Source organism: Kineococcus anabasis (genome assembly GCF_054590795.1).
The window spans coordinates 578718-596916 of the sequence record NZ_BAAIHU010000007.1 but is presented as its reverse complement, the minus strand read 5'-3'; the positions used below and the strand labels follow the sequence as shown (position 1 = coordinate 596916).

Genomic DNA, 18199 nt, shown 5'->3' with positions numbered 1-18199 from the left:
CGAGCTGCTGGTGGTGCCGATCGCCGCCAAGCACGGCGACAACGTGGTGCACCGCTCCGCGGCCACGCCCTGGTACACCGGTCCCACCCTCATGGAGCACCTGGAGGCCGTGGAGGTCACCCCGCCCGACCACGGCGTCGGCGGGCTGCGCCTGCCCGTGCAGTGGGTCTCCCGCCCCGAGGCCGGCCCCGGCGGGGAGCAGCGCCGCCGCTACACCGGGCGGATGGCCGCCGGCACCCTGTCCGTCGGCGACGAGGTCGTCGTGCTGCCCGCGGGCGCCACGAGCCGGGTCACCGCCATCGACACCCTCGACGAGACCCGCCCCACCGCCGTGCCCGGGCTCTCGGTGGCCGTGGAGCTGGCCGACGACCTCGACGTCGGCCGGGGGGACCTGATCGTGAGCCCCGGAGACCAGCCCGTGCAGGCGCGTGAGCTCGTCGCCAGCGTCTGCTGGATGAGCGAGACCCCGCTGCGGGCCGGTGACCGCTTCGTGCTGAAGCACACCACCCGCACGGTCCGGGCCACCGTGCAGTTCCTGCACGACCGCCTCGACCCCGAGACGCTCCACGAGTTCCCCGACCCCGTCGAGCTGAACCTCAACGACATCGGCAACGTCACCCTGCGCACCAGCTCGGTGGTGCCGGCCGACCCCTACAGCGGCAACCGCGAGACGGGGGCGTTCATCCTCGTCGACGAGCACGGCAACGACACCGTCGCGGCCGGCACCGTCCTGCAGGTCAAGCCGGCCGAGGCGCCGAAGCGGCACCGCGAGGACGTCACCTGGCACCCCTCCTCGCTGCGGCGCGAGCACCGCGTGTCCTCCACCGGGCAGCGCGGGGCGACCGTCTGGCTGACGGGTTTCCCCGCCTCCGGCAAGTCGACGGTCGCCGTGGCGGTCGAGCGCGCCCTCGTGGGGGCCGGGCGGGTGGCGTACCTCCTCGACGGCGACAACGTCCGGCACGGGCTGTCCGACGACCTGGGGTTCTCCCCGGGCGACCGGGCCGAGCACATCCGCCGCGTCGGGCACCTCACCCGCCTGTTCGCCGACGCCGGGGTCGTCGCCATCGCCTCGATGGTCTCGCCGCTGCGCTCGGACCGGGCCATCGCGCGGGCCATGAACGAGGCCGCCGGGATCCCCTTCCTGGAGATCCACGTCGCCACGCCCATCGAGGAGTGCGAGCGCCGCGACCCCAAGGGCCTCTACGCCAGGGCGCGTGCGGGTCAGCTCCGCGGGCTCACCGGGATCGACGCGCCCTACGAGCCCCCGGAGTCCCCCGACCTGGTGATCGACACGACGGGAGCGGACCTCGACGTCCTCGTCCGGCGGGTGCTCGCGACGCTGGAGGCGCGCGAGCGCGAGTTCGCGGAGGGTCAGGCATGACGGGAACACACGATCCAGCCCTCTCCGCGCAGCCCGCCTATGGTGAGCGGATGAAATCCTCCGCCGGCCGGCCGGCCGCGCGCGACGACGTCCTCCTCGTGCACTGGCACGACCTGGGGCGCCACCTCGCGTGCTACGGCGCCTCCGGCGCCCACAGCCCGAACCTGGACACCCTGGCGGCGGAGGGCGTGCTGTTCACCGCCGCCCACGCCACGGCCCCGCTGTGCTCCCCGGCGCGCGGTTCGCTGTTCACGGGCAGGTACCCGCACAGCAACGGGTTGCTCGCCCTCGCGCACCACGGGTTCGAGTACCACGACGACGTGCGCACCCTGCCGCAGCTGCTGGGCGCGGCGGGGTGGCGCACCGCCCTGTTCGGGATGCAGCACGAGACCGCCCGGCCGGAGCGGCTGGGCTTCGAGGAGTTCGACGTCACCGACTCCCGCTGCGACTGGGTCGTCGACCGCAGCCAGGAGTGGGTGCGCGCGGCCGTCGAGGCAGGGCCGGAGCGCCGGCCGTTCTTCCTCACGGCGGGTTTCTTCGAGACCCACCGGCCCTACCCCGTGGAGGACTACCCGCCGGGTGACCCCGGTGCCTTCGAGGTGCCGGCGTACCTGCCGGACACCCCGCAGGTGCGCGAGGACCTCGCCGGGTTCCACTCCTCGATCGAGATCGCGGACGCGGCGGTCGGGCGGCTGCTGGACACCCTGAAGGTCCTCGGTCTCGACGAGACGACGTGGGTGGTGTTCGTCACCGACCACGGCGAGGCGTTCCCCGGCGCGAAGTCCACCCTCTACGACGCCGGCACCGGGATCGCGTGCCTCGTGCGCCCCCCGCGCCGGCGGCGGGTCGCGGCGCACGAGTACACCGGCCTGTTCAGCGGCGTGGACCTCGTGCCGACGCTGCTCGACCTGCTGGGTGTGGAGGTCCCGGAGGAGGTGGAGGGCCTCTCGCACGCCGCGGCGCTCACCTCGCCGTCCGCGGACCTCCCGCCGGCGCGCACGGAGGTGTTCACGCAGAAGACGTACCACGACAGCTACGACCCGATCCGGGCCGTGCGGACCTCCACGCACAGCTACATCGAGAACTACGCACCCCGGCCCCGCCTGGACCTCCCCCTGGACATCGCGGCGAGCCCGTCGGGCACGGCGGTGGGGGAGGAGTTCGCCGAGCCCCGGGCGCCGCGGGAGCTGTACGACCTGCGCGCCGACCCGCTGGAGCGCACGAACCTCGCCGACCGGCCGGAGGTGGCGCAGGTGCAGCAGGACCTGGCCCGCCGGCTGCACGACTGGCGCGCCTCCACCGGCGACGTCCTGCCCGCGCTGGAGGAGGGCGAGGCGTTCGCCACCCGGATGCTCGCCGCGTACCTGGAGCAGCTCGGCATGCCGCCGCGCGAGCCCCTCGCGGCGCAGCGCCGCCTCACCGGCGCCGTCCGCTCCGGGCCGGCGCGGGAGGACGCCGCGGGATGAGCTGCTGCGGTCCGACCGCGCCCCGCGCCGCCGGGCCCCCCGTCGCCAGGCCCCCCGTCGCCGGGCCCGTCCCGGTGCGGGCGCCGGTACCCGTCGCGGCGTCCACCCACTCCCCCGGTGCGGCACCGGGGGAGTGGGTGGACGTCCCCGGCGGGACGTTCCTCATGGGCAGCGAGGACCCCGACGTCAACCCGTTCGACGCCGAGGGCCCCGTGCGCCCGGTCGCGGTGGAACCGTTCCGCGTCGGGGCGACCACCGTGACCGTGGCGCAGTTCGCCGCGTTCGCGGACGCCACCGGCCACCGCAGCACGGCCGAGGAGGTCGGCTGGTCGTTCGTGCCGGCCGGCGCCCTGCCGCCCCGGCTGCGGGAGGAGTGCCCCCGCCCGCCCACCGCGCCGTGGTGGGCGGCGGTCCCGGGCGCCACCTGGTCCGCGCCGGAGGGGCCCGGCTCCCACGTGCGGGAGCGCCGGGACCACCCGGTCGTGCACGTCTCGACCGCCGACGCCGAGGCGTACTGCGCGTGGGCCGGGGCCCGCCTGCCCACGGAGGCCGAGTGGGAGCGCGCCGCCCGCGGCGGGCTGGAGCAGAAGCGCTACCCGTGGGGGGACGAGCTGCACCCGGGCGGGGAGCACCGCTGCAACATCTGGCAGGGCGAGTTCCCCGGGCACGACACCGGCGAGGACGGGTTCACCGGCACCGCCCCGGCCCGCTGGTACGAGCCCAACGGCTACGGCCTGCACCAGGCCGCGGGCAACGTGTGGGAGTGGTGTGCGGACACGTGGTGGACCCCGAGGCAGCGTCGCAGCCGGAACCGGGTGATGCGCGGCGGGTCCTTCCTGTGCCACGACTCCTACTGCAACCGCTACCGCGTCTCGGCGCGGACGTCGAACGACCCCGGCGCGACGCTGGCGAACCTCGGGTTCCGCTGCGTCCTGCCCGTTGCCTGAGGAGGCCGCCACGTACCCGCCGCACGTCCCCGACGAGCTGGACACCACCGACGACCACGCGGCCGCGGAGTTCGCCGCGACCGCGGCCGGCCGCGAGCTGCTCGCGCTGCGGGAGACCGCCGCGGGCGCGCCGGACCTGCGCCGCCGGGGCGACGCACTGGGCCAGCAGGTCCTCGCCGCCCTGCTGACCCGGCTGCGCCCCGGTGACGCGGTCCTCAGCGAGGAGGCCGCCGACGACCGCGCGCGCCTGCGGGCGGAGCGGGTGTGGATCGTCGACCCCCTGGACGGCACCCGCGAGTACGGGGAGGTCTCCCGCGACGACTGGGCCGTCCACGTTGCGCTGTGGGCCGGTGGCGGGCTCGTCGCGGGGGCCGTCGCGCTGCCGGCACTGGGGACGACCGCCTCGACGGGACGGCCGCCGGTGGTGCCGCCCGCGACGCCGGGCAGGCTGCGGGTCGTCGTGAGCCGCAGCAGGCCGCCCGCCCAGGCGGAGGTGCTGCGCCGGGAGCTCGGCGCGGAGATCGTGCCGAAGGGATCGGCCGGGGCCAAGGCGATGGCCGTCGTCCGCGGGGAGGCCGACGCCTACGTCCACGACGGCGGCATGTCGGAGTGGGACACCGCCGCCCCCGTCGCCGTCGCCCTCGCCGCGGGCCTGCACGCGAGCCGGCTCGACGGGTCCCCGGCCCGGTTCAACCAGGCCGACGTGTGGATGCCGGACCTGCTGATCGCCCGGCGGGAGACGGCCGCCGCGATCCTCGCCGTCCTGCGGGACGCCGGCTGACCGGGCACGCCCCCGGTGCCCGGTCAGCCCGTCGTCCCGGGGCTCAGCAGCGCCGGATGCTGGAGTTGTTCAGCGTGATGTTCCGGATGGTCAGGTTGTCGGCGCAGGGGCTCTCGACGATCCGGTTGTTCGTCAGCGTGAAGTTCTGCAGCGTGATGTCGCGGTTGCCGGCGAACTCGGTGCGCTCGGCGAGGCGGATCTCGCCACCGCCGGAGATGGTCCCGCCGTTGGTGGCGAGGCTGACGTTGTAGCAGTTCTCGATCATGACCGCGTTGGAGCCGGTGCTGGCGATGTCCACGCGGTTGATGACCGCGCCGCCGCTCTCGGAGACGCAGAAGATGCCGCGGCCGCCGCCGCGGGCTCGCACGAGGTCGACGCGGACGTTCGTGGCGTAGCTGGAGCCGACCCGGCCGTTGCGGTTGGCCATGCGGAACGCGGCGTACCCGGTGCCCGCCCCGGCGTTCTCGGCGTCGACCGTGCCGATGGTCGCGTTGATCGTCTGGTTCAGCAGCAGGCCGGACTCCCCGACGCCGCGGGCGGTGACGGTGCCGATGCTGAGCCCGTCGACGCCGTAGGTCTCCACCGCGTGGGAGCTGGCCCCGGAGACGTAGACGTTGTCGATGCGGACGTTGCGGGTCCACTGGCTGGTGTCGCCGCGGTTGTCGATGCGGACGCCGAGGCCGCTGGACAGGCGCATGGTGACCTGGCCGAGGGTGAGGCCCACGACGTTGCGGGCGAAGATGCCGTAGTTCGGGGTGCCCGTGACGGTCACGTTCTGGACCTCGACGTCGCGGGTTCCGCGGGTGTAGATCGGGGCGTAGTCCCCGGAGGCGCTGCCGCTCACGTTGATCGTGCCGCAGACGTCGAGCGTGGTGTAGCTGGGCAGGGTGATCCGCTGGCCGTTGGGGACGGTGCCGGAGCCGCGGACGACGACGCGCTGCTTCGTCGTGCGGCCGGCGGAGAGGCTGTTGACGGCGGCCTGCACGGCGGAGCGCATGTCGCTGCCGGTGTAGACGGTGCGGCTGCCGTTGCGGGCGGTCCAGGTGTTGTCCACCCGGGTCGCCGAGGCGTTGAACGTGCCGTCACCGCAGGCGGCCTGGGCGGCCTGCGGCGCCACGAGGACGCCGGCGGCCGCGAGGGCCAGGGTTCCGGCGCCGGTGACGGCGTTGCGCCACAGGCGCGCGGTGCGAGGGGGGCGGGGCGTGCTGGGCAGGACGGAGCGAAGCGCCACTGGTTCTCCAGGTGTCATCGTCGACAGGGCGGAGCGACTCGCGGGAACCGCTTCCGCGAGGGGTGGGACGGTACGAGGTGACTGTCAGTTCCGTCAAGACATGAATGAACCGATAAAAATGGCAACAATGTGACTCTGAGTAGTACTGCGAATGCTGAAGTGCTGCGGTCACCCCGGGAGCCTGCTCCGGGGGCGCGGACGTCGACGGTTCCCCCGTCCCGGCGCCCCCGTCCCGGCGCCCCCGGTGCTCGTGGCCCTGCGCCGGACCGGCCGGGCCCGGTTCTCCCGTGGGATGATGGCGGACCGGCCGGGGTTTCCCGCGGGGAGCGCCGGCCCCCGCGCCGAGGGGGTGTTCTGGTGGCGGTGGGGATGCGCGAGGTCGCCGCGCACGCCGGGGTCTCACTGCGGACCGTCTCCAACGTCGTCAACGACTACCCGCACGTCAGCCCCGCCATGCGCGAGCGGGTGCAGCGCTCGCTGGACGCGCTGGGCTACCGCATGAACACCGCGGCACGCAGCCTCACCACCGGGCGCACCGGCATCGTCACGCTGGCGATCCCCGACTTCACCGTGCCCTACTTCGGGGAGCTGGCGACGGCCGTCGTCACCGCCGCCGAGCGCCGCAGGTTCACCGTCCTCACCGAGGTGACGCACGGCGAGCGCGCCCGGGAGCTGGAGGTCCTGCGCGGCGGGCGCACCCACCTCACCGACGGGGTGCTGCTCAGCCCCACCTCGCTCACCCCGCACGACGTGGCCGTCGCCCGGCCGCAGGTCCCCCTCGTCCTGCTCGGTGACCTCGTCGCCGACGGGCCGCTCGACCACGTCGGCGTGCCCAACCGGGAGGCGGCCCGGGTGGCCGTGGAGCACCTGCTCTCCCTCGGCCGGCGCCGCATCGCCGCCCTCGGGGTGCAGCACCGCCACCACGCCACGTCCACCCTGCGGCTGCAGGGCTACGAGGACGCGCTCGCGGCCGCGGGGGTCCGGCCGCAGCGCCGGTGGCGGCTGCACGCGGAGGAGTGGACCAGGGAGGCCGGGGCCGCCGCCGTGCAGCGGGTGCTCGACGCGCCGGGTCAGCGGCCCGACGCCGTGTTCGCGTTCAGCGACACCCTGGCGCTGGGCGCCCTGCGGGCGCTGCTGCACCACGGTGTCGCGGTACCGGAGGAGGTCGCCCTCGTGGGTTTCGACGACGTGGAGGAGTCCCGGTACACCAGCCCGTCGCTGTCGTCGGTGGCGCCGGCGACGGCGGAGCTCGCGGACAGCGCCCTCGCGATGCTCCAGGAGCAGGTGCTCTCCCCGGCCGCACGGGGGCAGGGCCGGCAGGTGTTCACCCCGTACGCCCTGAGGGTGCGGGAGTCCACGGCGGGCGCGGCCGCCGTGGACTGACCCGCTCAGCCCTTCAGGCCCGTGCCGGCGACGCCCTCCACGATGCGGCGCTGGAAGAGCAGGAACAGCACGACCAGCGGCAGGGCGCCCAGGATCGCCGAGGCCTGGATGTCGGAGACGCGCTGGCCGAAGGAGCCCTGCACCGTCGCCAGGCCGACCGGGATGGTCATCAGCTCGGGGTTGGACACGACGAACAGCGGCAGCAGCAGGTTGTTCCACACGTTGACGAACGTGAGGATCGCCATCGCCGAGACCACCGGCTTGGACAGCGGCATGATGATCGAGCGGTAGATCCGCCAGAAGCCCGCCCCGTCGAGGCGGGCGGACTCCTCCAGCTCCTTCGGCAGGCCGTCGAAGAACTGCTTGAAGACGAACACCGCGATGACGTAGGGGACCTGGGGGAGGATTACCGCCCAGTAGGTGTTGAGCAGACCCACCGAGTCGAGCATCTGGAAGATCGGCACCACGAGCACCTGGTTGGGGATCATGACGCCGGCGAGGATGAGGACGAAGGCCACCTTGCGTCCCCGGAACTGCAGCCGCGACAGGGCGTATCCGGCCATCGAGGCGAACGCGACGGTCAGGGCGGTGCTGACGGAGGCGGTGAAGAAGCTCGCGAGGTACCAGTTCCAGATCGAGCCGCCGCCGAGGATGGCCTGGTACGGCTCCAGGGTCGCACCCGGGTGGCCCAGGATCGCCTCCGCGCCGACGGCGGAGACGCTGTTGGGTGTCAGCGACGTCCTGATCGCCCACAGGCTCGGGGTGAGCCAGAGCAGGGCGAAGAGGCCGAGCACGATCCCGCACACGATGTTGAAGGTGCGGGTGCTGTTCTTCGCCGAGTCGGTGGTGCGCCGCGCCGGGGGTGCGGCGGCGGAGATCCCCGTGCGCCGCGAGGCGCTGCCGGTCTGGGTCGCCATCTCAGGCCCTCCTCTCCTGTGCGCGGTCGATGAGCTGCCGCAGGACGGCGATGACCACGATGACGATGAACAGCAGCACGGAGGCCGCGGAGGCGGCGCCGACGCGGAAGTCGGTGAACGCCGAGGTGGTGACCAGGCCGAGGGCCACCTCCGTGGAGATGCCCGGACCGCCGGCCGTCATGAGGTACACCTGGTCGAAGACCTTGAGGCTGGCGATGATCTGGAGCAGGACCACGAGGGTCGTGGTGCGGCTGAGCATCGGCAGGGTGATCCAGCGGACCTGCTGCCACGGGGAGGCGCCGTCGATGGCCGCCGCCTCGTAGATCTCGCGGGGGATCTCCTGCAGGCCCGCGAGGTAGAGGATGAAGTTGAACCCGATCGTCCACCAGACGGTGGCCAGGGCGATGCCGATCATCGCCAGGGCGGGCGTGCCCAGGATGGGGGCCGGCTCCTCCACGCCGAACCAGCCCTGCACGACCGCGAGGAGCCCCGTCGCCGGGCTGAGGATGAAGTTCCAGATGAGCGCGATCGCGGCGGAGGGCAGGATGAACGGCACGAAGAACGCCAGCCGGAAGAACCACTGCCCCCGCTGCAGGCGGTTGGCCAGCACGGCGAAGACGAAGGACAGCAGCACCAGCGGCGGGACCGTGTAGAGCGTGAACTGCAGGGTGTGCCACATCGCCGACCAGAACTCCGGCCGGGTCAGCATCTCCCGGTAGTTGCCGAGCCCGGCGAACGTGCCGAGGCCCTCCTTGACGATGCTGGTGTTGAACAGGCTGGCCACGACCATGTAGAGGGTCGGCCAGATGAGGAACAGGACGTAGAAGAGGGCGAACGGTGCGAGGAACAGCCAGGCGGGCCGGGTCTCGCCCTTGCGCAGCCCATCCTTCCTCAGGGTGCTGGTCGCGGCCGTCCCCGGCCTGGTGATGGTCTCGGCACTCACAGCGGGTCCTCCGTGCGCGCGTAGGTCTGGAGCTGGGAGCGCATGCTGGCGATGGCCTCCTGCGGGCTGGCGGAACCCTGCAGCACCAGCCCGATCTGGGCACCGACGATGGTCTCGAAGTTGGAGCCGGAGCCGGAGTACCAGGCCGGGGCGTCGTACACCCCGTACTCGGCGGCTGCGGAGTAGTCGGACTGCGGTTCCAGCGCGGCGTACTCGGGGCTCTCCAGGGTGGGCCGGTAGGAGGGGATGTGTCCGCCCTCGGCCCACGTGAGGCTCTGGTCGAGCATGGACCTCACGAAGCCCATCGCGCGCCGCAGCTGGTCGTCGCTGCGCTCCATCCGGGGCAGCACGAAGGCGTGGGAGTCGGCCTGGCAGGCCGGCTGCTCGTAGAGCTGGGGGATCGGTGCCATGCCGAACTCGAGCCCCTCCACGCTCTGGGCGGTGGTGATCTCCCACTCGCCCTGCAGGTAGAAGGCGGACTTCCCGGTGAACATCAGCGTCTGGGAGCCGGCGTAGTCGGTCGTGGCGGGCATCAGGCCCCTGGCGGTGAGGCTCTGCAGGTACGCCAGGGTGTCCTCCACCAGCGCCTCGTCGAACGTGAGCTCGGTGCCGCCCTCCGACAGGAACGGGGTGTTGCCCTCGCGCTGGGAGTACAGCGACTGGAAGAGGCGCCACGGGGTGGCGGTGTCGGTGACGGTCGCGACGCTCGCCCCGTACGCGCCGGTGGCCTCCTTGGCGGCGGTGAGCGCGGCGTCCCACTGCTCCACACCCTCGATCGGCTTCAGCTTCCCCCCGCCGTCGAGCAGGCCCGCCTTCTCGCAGACGGCCTTGTTGTAGAAGAGGACGAAGGGGTGGGTGTCCAGCGGGATGGCGTAGGACCGCCCGTCGAGCTGCTGCGCCTCCCACACCTTGGGCGTGAAGTCCTCCGGCGTCAGGTCCGCCAGGGCGAGCACGTCGTCGGTCAGCTCGGTGAGCAGCCCGGCCCGGGCCAGGTTCTGCCCGCGCGTCAGGTGCGCCACGGCGACGTCCGGCGGTTTGTCCCCGAGCGTCGCCAGCGACACCTTCGTGTAGTACGGGTTGCCCCAGGCGAACGTGGCCGCCTGGAGGGAGCCGGGGCCGCCGTTCTGCTCGGCGTACTCGTCGAGCATGAGCTGCAGGCGGGCCCCGTCGCCGCCGCCGAAGAGGTTCCAGAACGTCACGGTGCCCGGGGCGAGCTGGGTGCCGGCGATCCCGGCGGCGAGCGGCGAGCCGCAGCCCGCAAGGCCGAGCCCGCCGAGCGCGAGCCCGCCCCTGAGCAGGGCGCGCCTGCTCGGTCGGCGCGGTGGTGGTGGCAGGGAGCGTGTCACACGTCGTCCTTCCGCCGTCGTCGGCGCGGGCGCGGCACCTCGCTGTGCCGCGCGGTCCCCGGCGTCCCCGCCCGGGCTGGACGGTGGCCGTCGGGTGATGGGACGCTAGCATCGCTTTGCACCGGTGCAAAGGAGCGCCGCGCCGCTGTCGCGCGCCCGCACCCCGATCCCCCACCTCCGGAGGCCCCGTGCCCCTCGCCGACGTCCCCCGCCCCGAGCACCCCCGACCGTCCTCCACGCGCCCGGACTGGCTCTGCCTCAACGGGCAGTGGGAGTTCGAGGCGGACGCCGGCGACTCCGGGCTCGAGCGCGGGCTGCTCGGGCGGCCGCTGGCCTCGCGGATCACCGTTCCGTTCGCGCCCGAGTCGGAGCTGTCCGGCATCGGGGACACCGACTTCACCGCCGCCGTCTGGTACCGCCGCGAGGTCGAGGTCCCCGCCGCCTGGGCGGGACGCCGGGTGCTCCTGCACTTCGGGGCCGTCGACCACGACGCCACCGTGTGGGTGGACGGGGTCGAGGTGGGCCGGCACCGCGGCGGGTTCACGCCCTTCACCCTCGACCTCGGGCACCGCACCGGGACGCTCACCGTGGTCGTGCGCGCCCGCGACAGCCACCACGGCCCGCAGGCGCGCGGGAAGCAGTCCACCCGGTACGCGAACTACGAGTGCTTCTACACCCGCACCACCGGCATCTGGCAGACCGTCTGGGCCGAGCCCGTCCCCGACACCTCCCTGCTGCGCACCCGCGTCACCCCCGACCTCGCCGGGGCCGCCTTCCACCTGGAGCAGCCGCTGCGGCGGGACCCGGCCGGCCTGCCCGGCGGCCGGGAGGGGTGGACCGTGCGGGCGGTGCTCACCGACACCGCGGGGGAGGTGGCCGCGGCCTCCGTGCGCGCCGACCTCGACCTCGCCCCGCGCCTCGTCCTGCCCGTCCCCGCCGACCGCGTGCGGACCTGGTCCCCGGAGGACCCGCACCTGTACGGCCTGCGCGTCGAGCTCGTCGGCCCCGGCGGCGAGGTCCTCGACGCCCTCGGCTCCTACGCCGGGCTCCGCTCGGTGGGCATCGACGGCAAGGCCGTCCTCCTCAACGGCCGCCCGGTGTTCCAGCGGCTCGTCCTGGACCAGGGCCTCTACCCCGACGGCCTGATGACCGCGCCCGACGACGCCGCGCTCGTCCGCGACATCGAGCTGGCCCAGCGGGCCGGCTTCAACGGCGCCCGCCTGCACCAGAAGGTCTTCGAGGAGCGCTTCCTCTTCCACGCCGACCGCCTCGGCTTCCTGGTGTGGGGCGAGTTCGGCGACTGGGGCGCCGCCGAGCGCGGCACGGTCGTGGACCGGGAGTTCCAGCGCCCGACCGCGTCCTTCGTCACCCAGTGGCTGGAGGCCCTGGAGCGCGACCACTCCCACCCCAGCATCGTCGGCTGGTGCCCGCTCAACGAGACGTACCAGCGCATCACCGACCGCATCACCGTGCTCGACGACGTGACGCGGGCGATGTTCCTGGCGACCAAGGCGGCGGACACCTCCCGCCCCGTGCTCGACGCCTCCGGCTACTCCCACCGGGTGGCCGAGTCGGACGTGTGGGACTCCCACCTGTACGAGCAGGACCCGGCCCTCTTCGCCGCCGAGGTGGGGGGCCTGGTCTCCGGCACCCCGCACACCAACCGCGGCCCCGAGGGCGAGGAGTGGTCCGTGCCGTACTCCGGGCAGCCGTGGTTCTGCAGCGAGTTCGGCGGGATCTGGTGGCGTCCCGGCGGGCACCCGACCGGCGACCGGGGTGCCGACGCCTCGTGGGGCTACGGGCGGGCCCCGGCGAGCGAGGAGGAGTTCCACGAGCGCTTCGCCGGCCTCACCGGCGTGCTGCTGTCCGACCCGCTGATGTTCGGCTACTGCTACACCCAGCTCACCGACACCTTCCAGGAGCAGAACGGCATCTACTCCTTCGACCGGAGCGAGAAGCTGGACGTGGAGCGGGTGCGGGCCGCCCAGCTGCGCCCCGCCGCGATCGAGGAGGCCGCCGGGACCGGGGACACCGCCGCGGGGCGGGCGCCGCAGGGGGCGTGATCCCGGCGCGGCGGGCCGGCGCTCAGGCGGGAGCGGGCCCGCTCGCGCTGCGGCGCAGGCGCTCGGAGTCCGCGTGCAGCAGCCCCAGGAGCACCAGGTCCACGAGCAGCCCCGCGGTGGCGGCGAACTGCGAGGCCGTGAAGAGGAACACCTGCGTCAGCAGCAGCGAGACCAGCACGGCCCGCTGGAAGGAGGCGACGGCCGCGGCGCGCCCCTCGTGGCGCCAGCGCCGCAGGCCGGCCAGCGCCAGGAGGAAGGACAGGGTCGCGCCGAGCAGGACCCCGGTGAAGGAGACCCGGTCGCCCTCGCCGGCGCGCCACAGGCCGGTGGCCACGAGCGCGGCGCCGCCGGCCTGCGCCAGCAGCAGCGCCCCCATGAGCGGCACCGCCCAGCGCGAGAGGGCCAGCCGGTCGAACAGCCGCCGCACCTGCACCCAGAGGTCCTCCAGCGAGTGCGACAGGGACAGCGGCCGCGGCTCCACGGCCCGCAGCAGCCGGGCGATCTCCTCGGCGCCGGGGGAGCCGGGCGCCCCCTCCAGCAGCCGCAGCGCGTCCTGCCGGCGCGGCTCCGACAGGCGCCCCGCCAGGCCGTCGACCAGGGCGAACGCCGCCCCCGCGACGCGCTCGTCCGCCTCCAGCGGCCGGTGCCGGCGCCAGCGGGCGGCGCCCACGACGAGCAGCGCGAACACCACGTACATGATCGCCGCGGCGGGTTCGTAGAAGTAGTCGTTGTCGGTGGTGACGAACTTGCCGACCTCGTCGATGAACAGGCCGAACCCCGCCCCGCCCAGCACCGCGGAGACCGGGCGCGGGCCCGGGCCGATGTAGGCGAGCTGGAGCACCAGGGCCACGAGCATCAGCAGCCCGCCCGGCAGGACGTGCGCGATGTGCAGGCCCTCACCGCCGATCTGCGGGTAGCCCGTCAGCGCCAGGAACAGCCTGGTCAGCAGGACGGTGGACACGCCCGCGACCACGAGCGTCGTCAGGTGCGGCACCGCCGAGGCGCTGCGGACCAGGTCGACGCGCAGCGCCTCGCGCAGGCGGCCCAGCCGGCCCGTCGCCCCGCTCGTCGTCGGGGTCGCCCTCCGGCTCGTCGTCCGGCTCACCGCCGGGGCTCCTCAGCGCGCACCGGACCACCGTAACCGGGGCCGCGGCGGCGCCTCCTGTCGCTCACGCGGACGGCGGCACCGCCCTCAGGCGGGCACCGGGCCGGTGCTGGCCCGCACCACCAGGCGCGCGGGCATGCGCACGTGCGCGGCGCACTCCCTGCCGTCGAGCAGGTCCACGAGCATCCGCACCGCCTGGGCGCCCATCTCCCGCAGCGGCTGCGCGACCGTCGTCAGGGGCACCGCGCAGTTGGCGGCCTCGGGGATGTTGTCGAAGCCGACGACCGAGACGTCCCCGGGCACGCGCAGCCCGAGCTCGTGGGCGACCTCGACGGTGCGGATCGCGGAGAGGTCGTTGGCGGCGAAGACCGCCGTGGGCCGCTCCGGCAGCGTCAGCAGCGCCCGCGCCGCCTCGGTGGTCGTCGCCGAGGCCCGGTAGTCGCCGTGGCGCAGCAGGGCGGGGTCGAAGGGCAGCCCCGCCGCGGCCAGGGCCTCGCGGTAGCCGAGCTCGCGCAGGCGGGCCGACTCCAGGTCCGCGCGGCCCCGCACGTGGGCGATGCGGCGGTGCCCGAGGCCGAGCAGGTGGCCCGTGGCCGCGCGCGCGCCGGCGGCGTTGTCGCAGTCGACGGTGGTGGGGCCGGTGGGGCCGGTGTGCGGGTCGATGGCCACCACGGGGATGCCCGTGGCGGGGGTGAGGACGGTGGGCGTGACGAGGACGGCGCCGTCGATCAGCGTGCCCGCCAGGCGGGAGAGGGAGCGGCGCTCCCACCCGACGTGGCCCTCCGCCTCCGGCCCGGACACCGACCCGGAGTAGGCCAGCAGCTCGTACCCGAGGCCGGCCACGGCGCCGGAGACGCCCTTGAGCAGCTCGGCCGAGAAGGGCTCGAACTCCGAGACGAGGATGCCGAGGACGCCGGTGCGGCTGCTGCGCAGCGAGCGGGCCACCAGCGAGGACTCGTAGCCCAGCTCCGCGGCGACCCCGGCGATGCGCCGGGAGGTGGCCGCCGAGACGCCGTAGCGGCTGTTGAGCGCCTTGGAGACCGTGGCGACGGAGACGCCGGCGACGCGGGCCACGTCGGAGATCGTCACGCGCTCCGGCAGCGGGGCGGGGGAGGTCCCCGGGCCCCGGGCGTCGCTGCTCACCGGCGCATGCTAGCCCCGCCCACCGGCCCGCAGGGGCCGTTCGAGGGAAGTGCGAAAACGTTATCGAAAGGACTTGACGAAAAACTTCCGGAAGCCGCACAGTCGTCGGGACAGGCGCCGGACAGGCACCTGACACCAGATCCAGGCACCTGGCTCCAGGTCGATGACGACAGAGGGACTCCACGATGATGAGGAAGCTGCGGGGCGCGGCCGTGTTCGCGTCGCTCGGTGCGAGCGTGACGCTCCTGGTCTCCGGCTGTGGCGGCGCGGACGGCGGCAGCGGGACGTCGGAGGACGGCTCCACCACCCTGACGTTCTGGCACAACTCCACGACCGGCCCGGGCAAGGCGTACTGGGACAAGACGGCCGCGGACTTCGAGAAGGCCAACCCCGGCGTCAAGATCAAGATCCAGTCCGTCCAGAACGAGGACATGGACGGCAAGCTCCAGACCGCCCTGAACTCCGGCGACGCCCCGGACGTCTTCATGGCCCGCGGTGGCGGCAAGCTCGCCGACATCGTCGAGGCCGGTCAGGTCCTCGACCTCACCGACTCCATCAGCGCCGAGGCGAAGACGGCCCTCGGCGAGGGCGTGCTCGGTGCCTTCGCCGTGGACGGCAAGAACTACGGCATGCCGGTCGCCGTGCTCCCCGGTGGCCTCTTCTACAGCAAGGACCTCTACGGCGCCGCGGGCATCACCGAGACGCCGAAGACCATCGCCGAGCTCGAGGCCGCCGCCACCGCCCTCAAGGGCACCGGCGTCGCCCCGGTCGCGCTCGGCGGCAAGGACGCCTGGCCCGCCGCCCACTGGTACTACTTCTTCGCGCTGCGCGCCTGCTCCCAGGACACCCTGGAGTCGGCCGCCGAGTCCAAGAAGTTCGACGACCCGTGCTGGACGAAGGCCGGTCAGGACCTCAAGGCCTTCGCCGACACCAAGCCGTTCAACGAGGGCTTCCTCACCACCGCCGCCCAGCAGGGCGCCGGCTCCTCCGCCGGCCTGGTCGCCAACCGCAAGGCCGCCACGGAGCTCATGGGCGCCTGGAACCCCGGCGTCATCGCGTCCCTCACCCCGGACACGAAGCCGCTGCCGGACCTGGCCTGGTTCCCCTTCCCCGCCGTCGAGGGCGGCGAGGGCGACCCCAAGGCGATGATGGGCGGCGTCGACGGCTACAGCTGCTCCGCGCAGGCCCCGAAGGAGCAGTGCACCGCGTTCCTGAACTTCATCGTCGGCCAGCAGCAGCAGGAGGAGTACGCCGAGGCGTTCCAGACGCTGCCCGCCAGCCAGGAGGCCCAGGCCGTGGTCGAGGACCCCGCCCTGAAGGACATCCTCGCCGCCTACAACGAGGCCCCCTACGTCTCGGTGTGGCTCGACACGCTGTACGGCCAGAACGTCGGCAACGCCCTGAACGCCGCCGTCGTCGAGATGCTCGCCGGCAAGGGCAGCCCCGAGGGCATCGTCGAGTCCGTCGGCGCCGCCGCGGCCAAGGGCTGATCGGGCGGACATGACCAACTCCCTGGGCGAGAACCGGCTGGCCCCCCAGCCCGCGCCTGTGGGTCCCTCGGTCTCCGGGGGCGGCGCCACCACGGCGCCGTCCCCGGCCCGCCGGTCCCGGCGCGGCGGAGGGGCCGACTGGCGCAAGCGCCTCGAGATCGCGGTCCTGGCGGGCCCCGCCATCGTGGTCTTCCTCGCGTTCGTCATCTTCCCCGTGCTGATGGCGGCGTACTACGGCTTCTTCCGCTGGAAGGGCTTCGGCCCGCCGACGGAGTTCGTCGGCCTGGACAACTACCGCACGATCCTGACGGACGGCGCCTTCCACGACGCCCTGGTGCACAACGGGTTCATCGTCGTCCTCTCGCTCGTGCTGCAGGGCCCGGCCGCGGTCGCGATCGCCCTGCTCCTCAACCAGAAGATGCGCGGGCGCTCGCTGATCCGCGTCCTCATCTTCGTGCCCTACGTGGTGGCCGAGGTCATCGTCGGCACCGGCTGGGCCCTGATGCTCCAGACCACCGGCGCCGTCAACGACGCGCTGACCGAGGTGGGCCTCTCCGGCTGGACCGTGGACTGGCTGTCCGACCCGGACGTGGCGATCTGGTCGCTCATGCTGATCATCACGTGGAAGTACCTCGGCTTCGCCGTCATCCTCTTCCTCGCCGGGCTGCAGAGCATCCCCGAGGAGCTGTACGAGGCCGCCGCCATCGACGGCGCGTCCTACTGGCAGACGCAGCGGCGCATCACGCTCCCGCTGCTCGGGCCGACCATCCGCATCTGGGCGTTCCTGTCGATCATCGGCTCGCTGCAGCTGTTCGACCTCGTCTACATCATCTGGGGCCAGTACGTCTCCGCCACGGCGGGGACCTCGACGATGGCGACGTACATGGTCCTGTCCGGCCGCCTCGCCGGGAACTACGGCTACGGCAACGCGGTCGCGGTCGTGCTCTTCCTGATCTCGCTCGTGATCGCCCTGACGTACCAGCGGTTCGTGCTCCGGCGCGACACCGAGGGTGCCCTCACCGAGGGGAAGAAGTGATGGCTGCGAGCACCGTGCGGCTCCCGGTCGCGGGACCGCGGCGCAGGCCGAAGCAGAACTCGGGTCTCGGCCGGGCCGGACTGGCGACCTACCTCGTCGCGTACGCGTTCGTCGGCGTCTGCATCGGCCCGGTCCTGTACATCATCATCGGCGGGTTCCGGACGAACTCGCAGATCACGCTGGACCCGGCCGGCCTGCCCAGCCCGTGGGTGGGCGGGAACTACGTCGGCGTGCTGACCAGCTCGATCTTCTGGCAGCAGGTCCTCAACTCGACGATCACGGCCCTCGCCACCACCGTCGGCGTGGTCGTCCTGGGCCTGATGGCGGCGTTCGTCATCGCCCGGTACAAGTTCTCCGCGCGGGGTGCGATGTACTCGCTGTTCGCGGCGGGCCTCATGTTCCCGATGACGGTGGCCATCACGCCGCTGTACATCCTCGTGCGGAACCTCGGGCTCATGAACACCCTGCCGGGGATCATCCTCCCGCAGATCGCGTTCGCCCTGCCGGTGACGATCATCATCCTGGTACCGTTCCTGCGGGCCATCCCCGACGAGCTGGAGGAGGCCGCCGCCATCGACGGCGCCAGCCGGCTCGGGTTCTTCTTCCGGATGGTGGTCCCGCTGTCCGTCCCGGGTGTCGTGACCACCGGCATCCTCGCGTTCATCGCGAGCTGGAACGGCTACATGCTGCCGCTGTTCATCCTCAACGACGAGACCTCCTACACGCTGCCCCTGGGCGTGCAGGCGTTCTCCTCGCAGTACTCCGTCGACACGGCGCGGGTGCTGGCCTTCACGTCGCTGTCGATGATCCCGGCGCTGGTGTTCTTCTCGCTGTTCGAGCGCCGCATCGTCGGCGGCCTCACGGGCGCCGTCAAGGGCTGACGCCCCGCACCTCCCGCTCCACCCGGTGGCCCCGCACGCTCGCAGCGCTGCGGGGCCACCTCCACGAACCAGTGTCACCCCCCGTG

General features: G+C 73.4%; 15 protein-coding genes. 9 read left to right on the top strand and 6 right to left on the bottom strand.

All coding sequences use genetic code 11. The features are described from left to right. The 4 genes from cysC to ACYQBY_RS13555 form a co-directional block, all read left to right on the top strand. On the top strand, window positions 1-1381 hold a 1381-nt coding region (gene cysC / locus ACYQBY_RS13570), incomplete at its 5' end, for an adenylyl-sulfate kinase (RefSeq protein ID WP_459644377.1). A 50-nt stretch (window positions 1382-1431) separates the two neighbouring features. Continuing rightward, window positions 1432-2847, top strand: a complete 1416-nt coding sequence (locus tag ACYQBY_RS13565; protein ID WP_459644376.1) for a sulfatase family protein — start codon at window positions 1432-1434, stop codon at window positions 2845-2847. Continuing rightward, window positions 2844-3794 (top strand): formylglycine-generating enzyme family protein, encoded by a 951-nt coding sequence (locus ACYQBY_RS13560; RefSeq protein ID WP_459644375.1) that lies wholly within the window; start codon window positions 2844-2846, stop codon window positions 3792-3794. Before ACYQBY_RS13565 ends, ACYQBY_RS13560 begins: the two co-directional genes overlap by 4 nt. Beyond that, window positions 3787-4575, top strand: a complete 789-nt coding sequence (locus ACYQBY_RS13555; protein ID WP_459644374.1) for a 3'(2'),5'-bisphosphate nucleotidase CysQ — start codon at window positions 3787-3789, stop codon at window positions 4573-4575. Before ACYQBY_RS13560 ends, ACYQBY_RS13555 begins: the two co-directional genes overlap by 8 nt. A 43-nt stretch (window positions 4576-4618) precedes the next feature. Here ACYQBY_RS13555 and ACYQBY_RS13550 read toward each other — a convergent pair whose 3' ends face one another. Beyond that, window positions 4619-5806 (bottom strand): hypothetical protein, encoded by a 1188-nt coding sequence (locus tag ACYQBY_RS13550; RefSeq protein ID WP_459644373.1) that lies wholly within the window; start codon window positions 5804-5806, stop codon window positions 4619-4621. A gap of 357 nt (window positions 5807-6163) precedes the next feature. On the opposite strand from ACYQBY_RS13550, the gene ACYQBY_RS13545 reads away from it, so the two are divergent. Further along, window positions 6164-7189 carry a LacI family DNA-binding transcriptional regulator gene (locus ACYQBY_RS13545; RefSeq protein WP_459644372.1) on the top strand — a complete coding sequence of 342 codons (1026 nt, stop codon included), beginning with the start codon at window positions 6164-6166 and terminating at the stop codon, window positions 7187-7189. Window positions 7190-7194: 5 nt separating this feature from the next. Here ACYQBY_RS13545 and ACYQBY_RS13540 read toward each other — a convergent pair whose 3' ends face one another. The 3 genes from ACYQBY_RS13540 to ACYQBY_RS13530 are packed head-to-tail and all read right to left on the bottom strand — an operon-like array spanning window position 7195 to window position 10395. Next, entirely contained in the window at window positions 7195-8106 is a 912-nt protein-coding gene (locus ACYQBY_RS13540) for a carbohydrate ABC transporter permease (RefSeq protein WP_459644371.1), read from the bottom strand. A gap of 1 nt (window position 8107) precedes the next feature. Next, on the bottom strand, window positions 8108-9049 hold the full coding sequence (locus ACYQBY_RS13535) for a carbohydrate ABC transporter permease (protein ID WP_459644370.1): 942 nt from the start codon (window positions 9047-9049) through the stop codon (window positions 8108-8110). Continuing rightward, window positions 9046-10395 (bottom strand): extracellular solute-binding protein, encoded by a 1350-nt coding sequence (locus ACYQBY_RS13530; protein ID WP_459644369.1) that lies wholly within the window; start codon window positions 10393-10395, stop codon window positions 9046-9048. The genes ACYQBY_RS13535 and ACYQBY_RS13530 overlap by 4 nt, the downstream gene beginning before the upstream one ends. A 188-nt stretch (window positions 10396-10583) precedes the next feature. Here ACYQBY_RS13530 and ACYQBY_RS13525 point away from each other — a divergent pair, with 188 nt between their 5' ends. Further along, window positions 10584-12458, top strand: coding sequence for a glycoside hydrolase family 2 protein (locus ACYQBY_RS13525; RefSeq protein WP_459644368.1), 1875 nt, complete (start codon window positions 10584-10586; stop codon window positions 12456-12458). 22 nt (window positions 12459-12480) lie between these two features. On the opposite strand, the gene ACYQBY_RS13520 is transcribed toward ACYQBY_RS13525, so the two are convergent. Both ACYQBY_RS13520 and ACYQBY_RS13515 read right to left on the bottom strand, forming a co-directional pair. Beyond that, window positions 12481-13563 carry a hypothetical protein gene (locus ACYQBY_RS13520; RefSeq protein WP_459644367.1) on the bottom strand — a complete coding sequence of 361 codons (1083 nt, stop codon included), beginning with the start codon at window positions 13561-13563 and terminating at the stop codon, window positions 12481-12483. 87 nt (window positions 13564-13650) lie between these two features. Then, window positions 13651-14706 (bottom strand): LacI family DNA-binding transcriptional regulator, encoded by a 1056-nt coding sequence (locus ACYQBY_RS13515; RefSeq protein WP_459644366.1) that lies wholly within the window; start codon window positions 14704-14706, stop codon window positions 13651-13653. A gap of 185 nt (window positions 14707-14891) precedes the next feature. Here ACYQBY_RS13515 and ACYQBY_RS13510 point away from each other — a divergent pair, with 185 nt between their 5' ends. Genes ACYQBY_RS13510 through ACYQBY_RS13500 form a run of 3 tightly spaced genes read left to right on the top strand, consistent with a single transcriptional unit; the run spans window position 14892 to window position 18113 of the window. Then, entirely contained in the window at window positions 14892-16196 is a 1305-nt protein-coding gene (locus ACYQBY_RS13510) for an extracellular solute-binding protein (RefSeq protein ID WP_459644365.1), read from the top strand. Between the two features lie 10 nt (window positions 16197-16206). After that, complete coding sequence (locus tag ACYQBY_RS13505) at window positions 16207-17232, top strand: carbohydrate ABC transporter permease (protein WP_459644364.1); 1026 nt, start codon at window positions 16207-16209, stop codon at window positions 17230-17232. Then, entirely contained in the window at window positions 17232-18113 is an 882-nt protein-coding gene (locus tag ACYQBY_RS13500) for a carbohydrate ABC transporter permease (RefSeq protein ID WP_459644363.1), read from the top strand. Before ACYQBY_RS13505 ends, ACYQBY_RS13500 begins: the two co-directional genes overlap by 1 nt. The last annotated feature ends 86 nt before the right edge of the window (window positions 18114-18199 follow it).

Coding starts and splice junctions, on each gene's coding strand:
- ACYQBY_RS13500 (WP_459644363.1), top strand. CDS start 17,232: ATGGCTGCGAGCACCGTGCGGCTCCCGGTCGCGGGACCGCGGCGCAGG.
- ACYQBY_RS13565 (WP_459644376.1), top strand. CDS start 1,432: ATGAAATCCTCCGCCGGCCGGCCGGCCGCGCGCGACGACGTCCTCCTC.
- ACYQBY_RS13510 (WP_459644365.1), top strand. CDS start 14,892: ATGATGAGGAAGCTGCGGGGCGCGGCCGTGTTCGCGTCGCTCGGTGCG.
- ACYQBY_RS13540 (WP_459644371.1), bottom strand. CDS start 8,106: ATGGCGACCCAGACCGGCAGCGCCTCGCGGCGCACGGGGATCTCCGCC.
- ACYQBY_RS13560 (WP_459644375.1), top strand. CDS start 2,844: ATGAGCTGCTGCGGTCCGACCGCGCCCCGCGCCGCCGGGCCCCCCGTC.
- ACYQBY_RS13505 (WP_459644364.1), top strand. CDS start 16,207: ATGACCAACTCCCTGGGCGAGAACCGGCTGGCCCCCCAGCCCGCGCCT.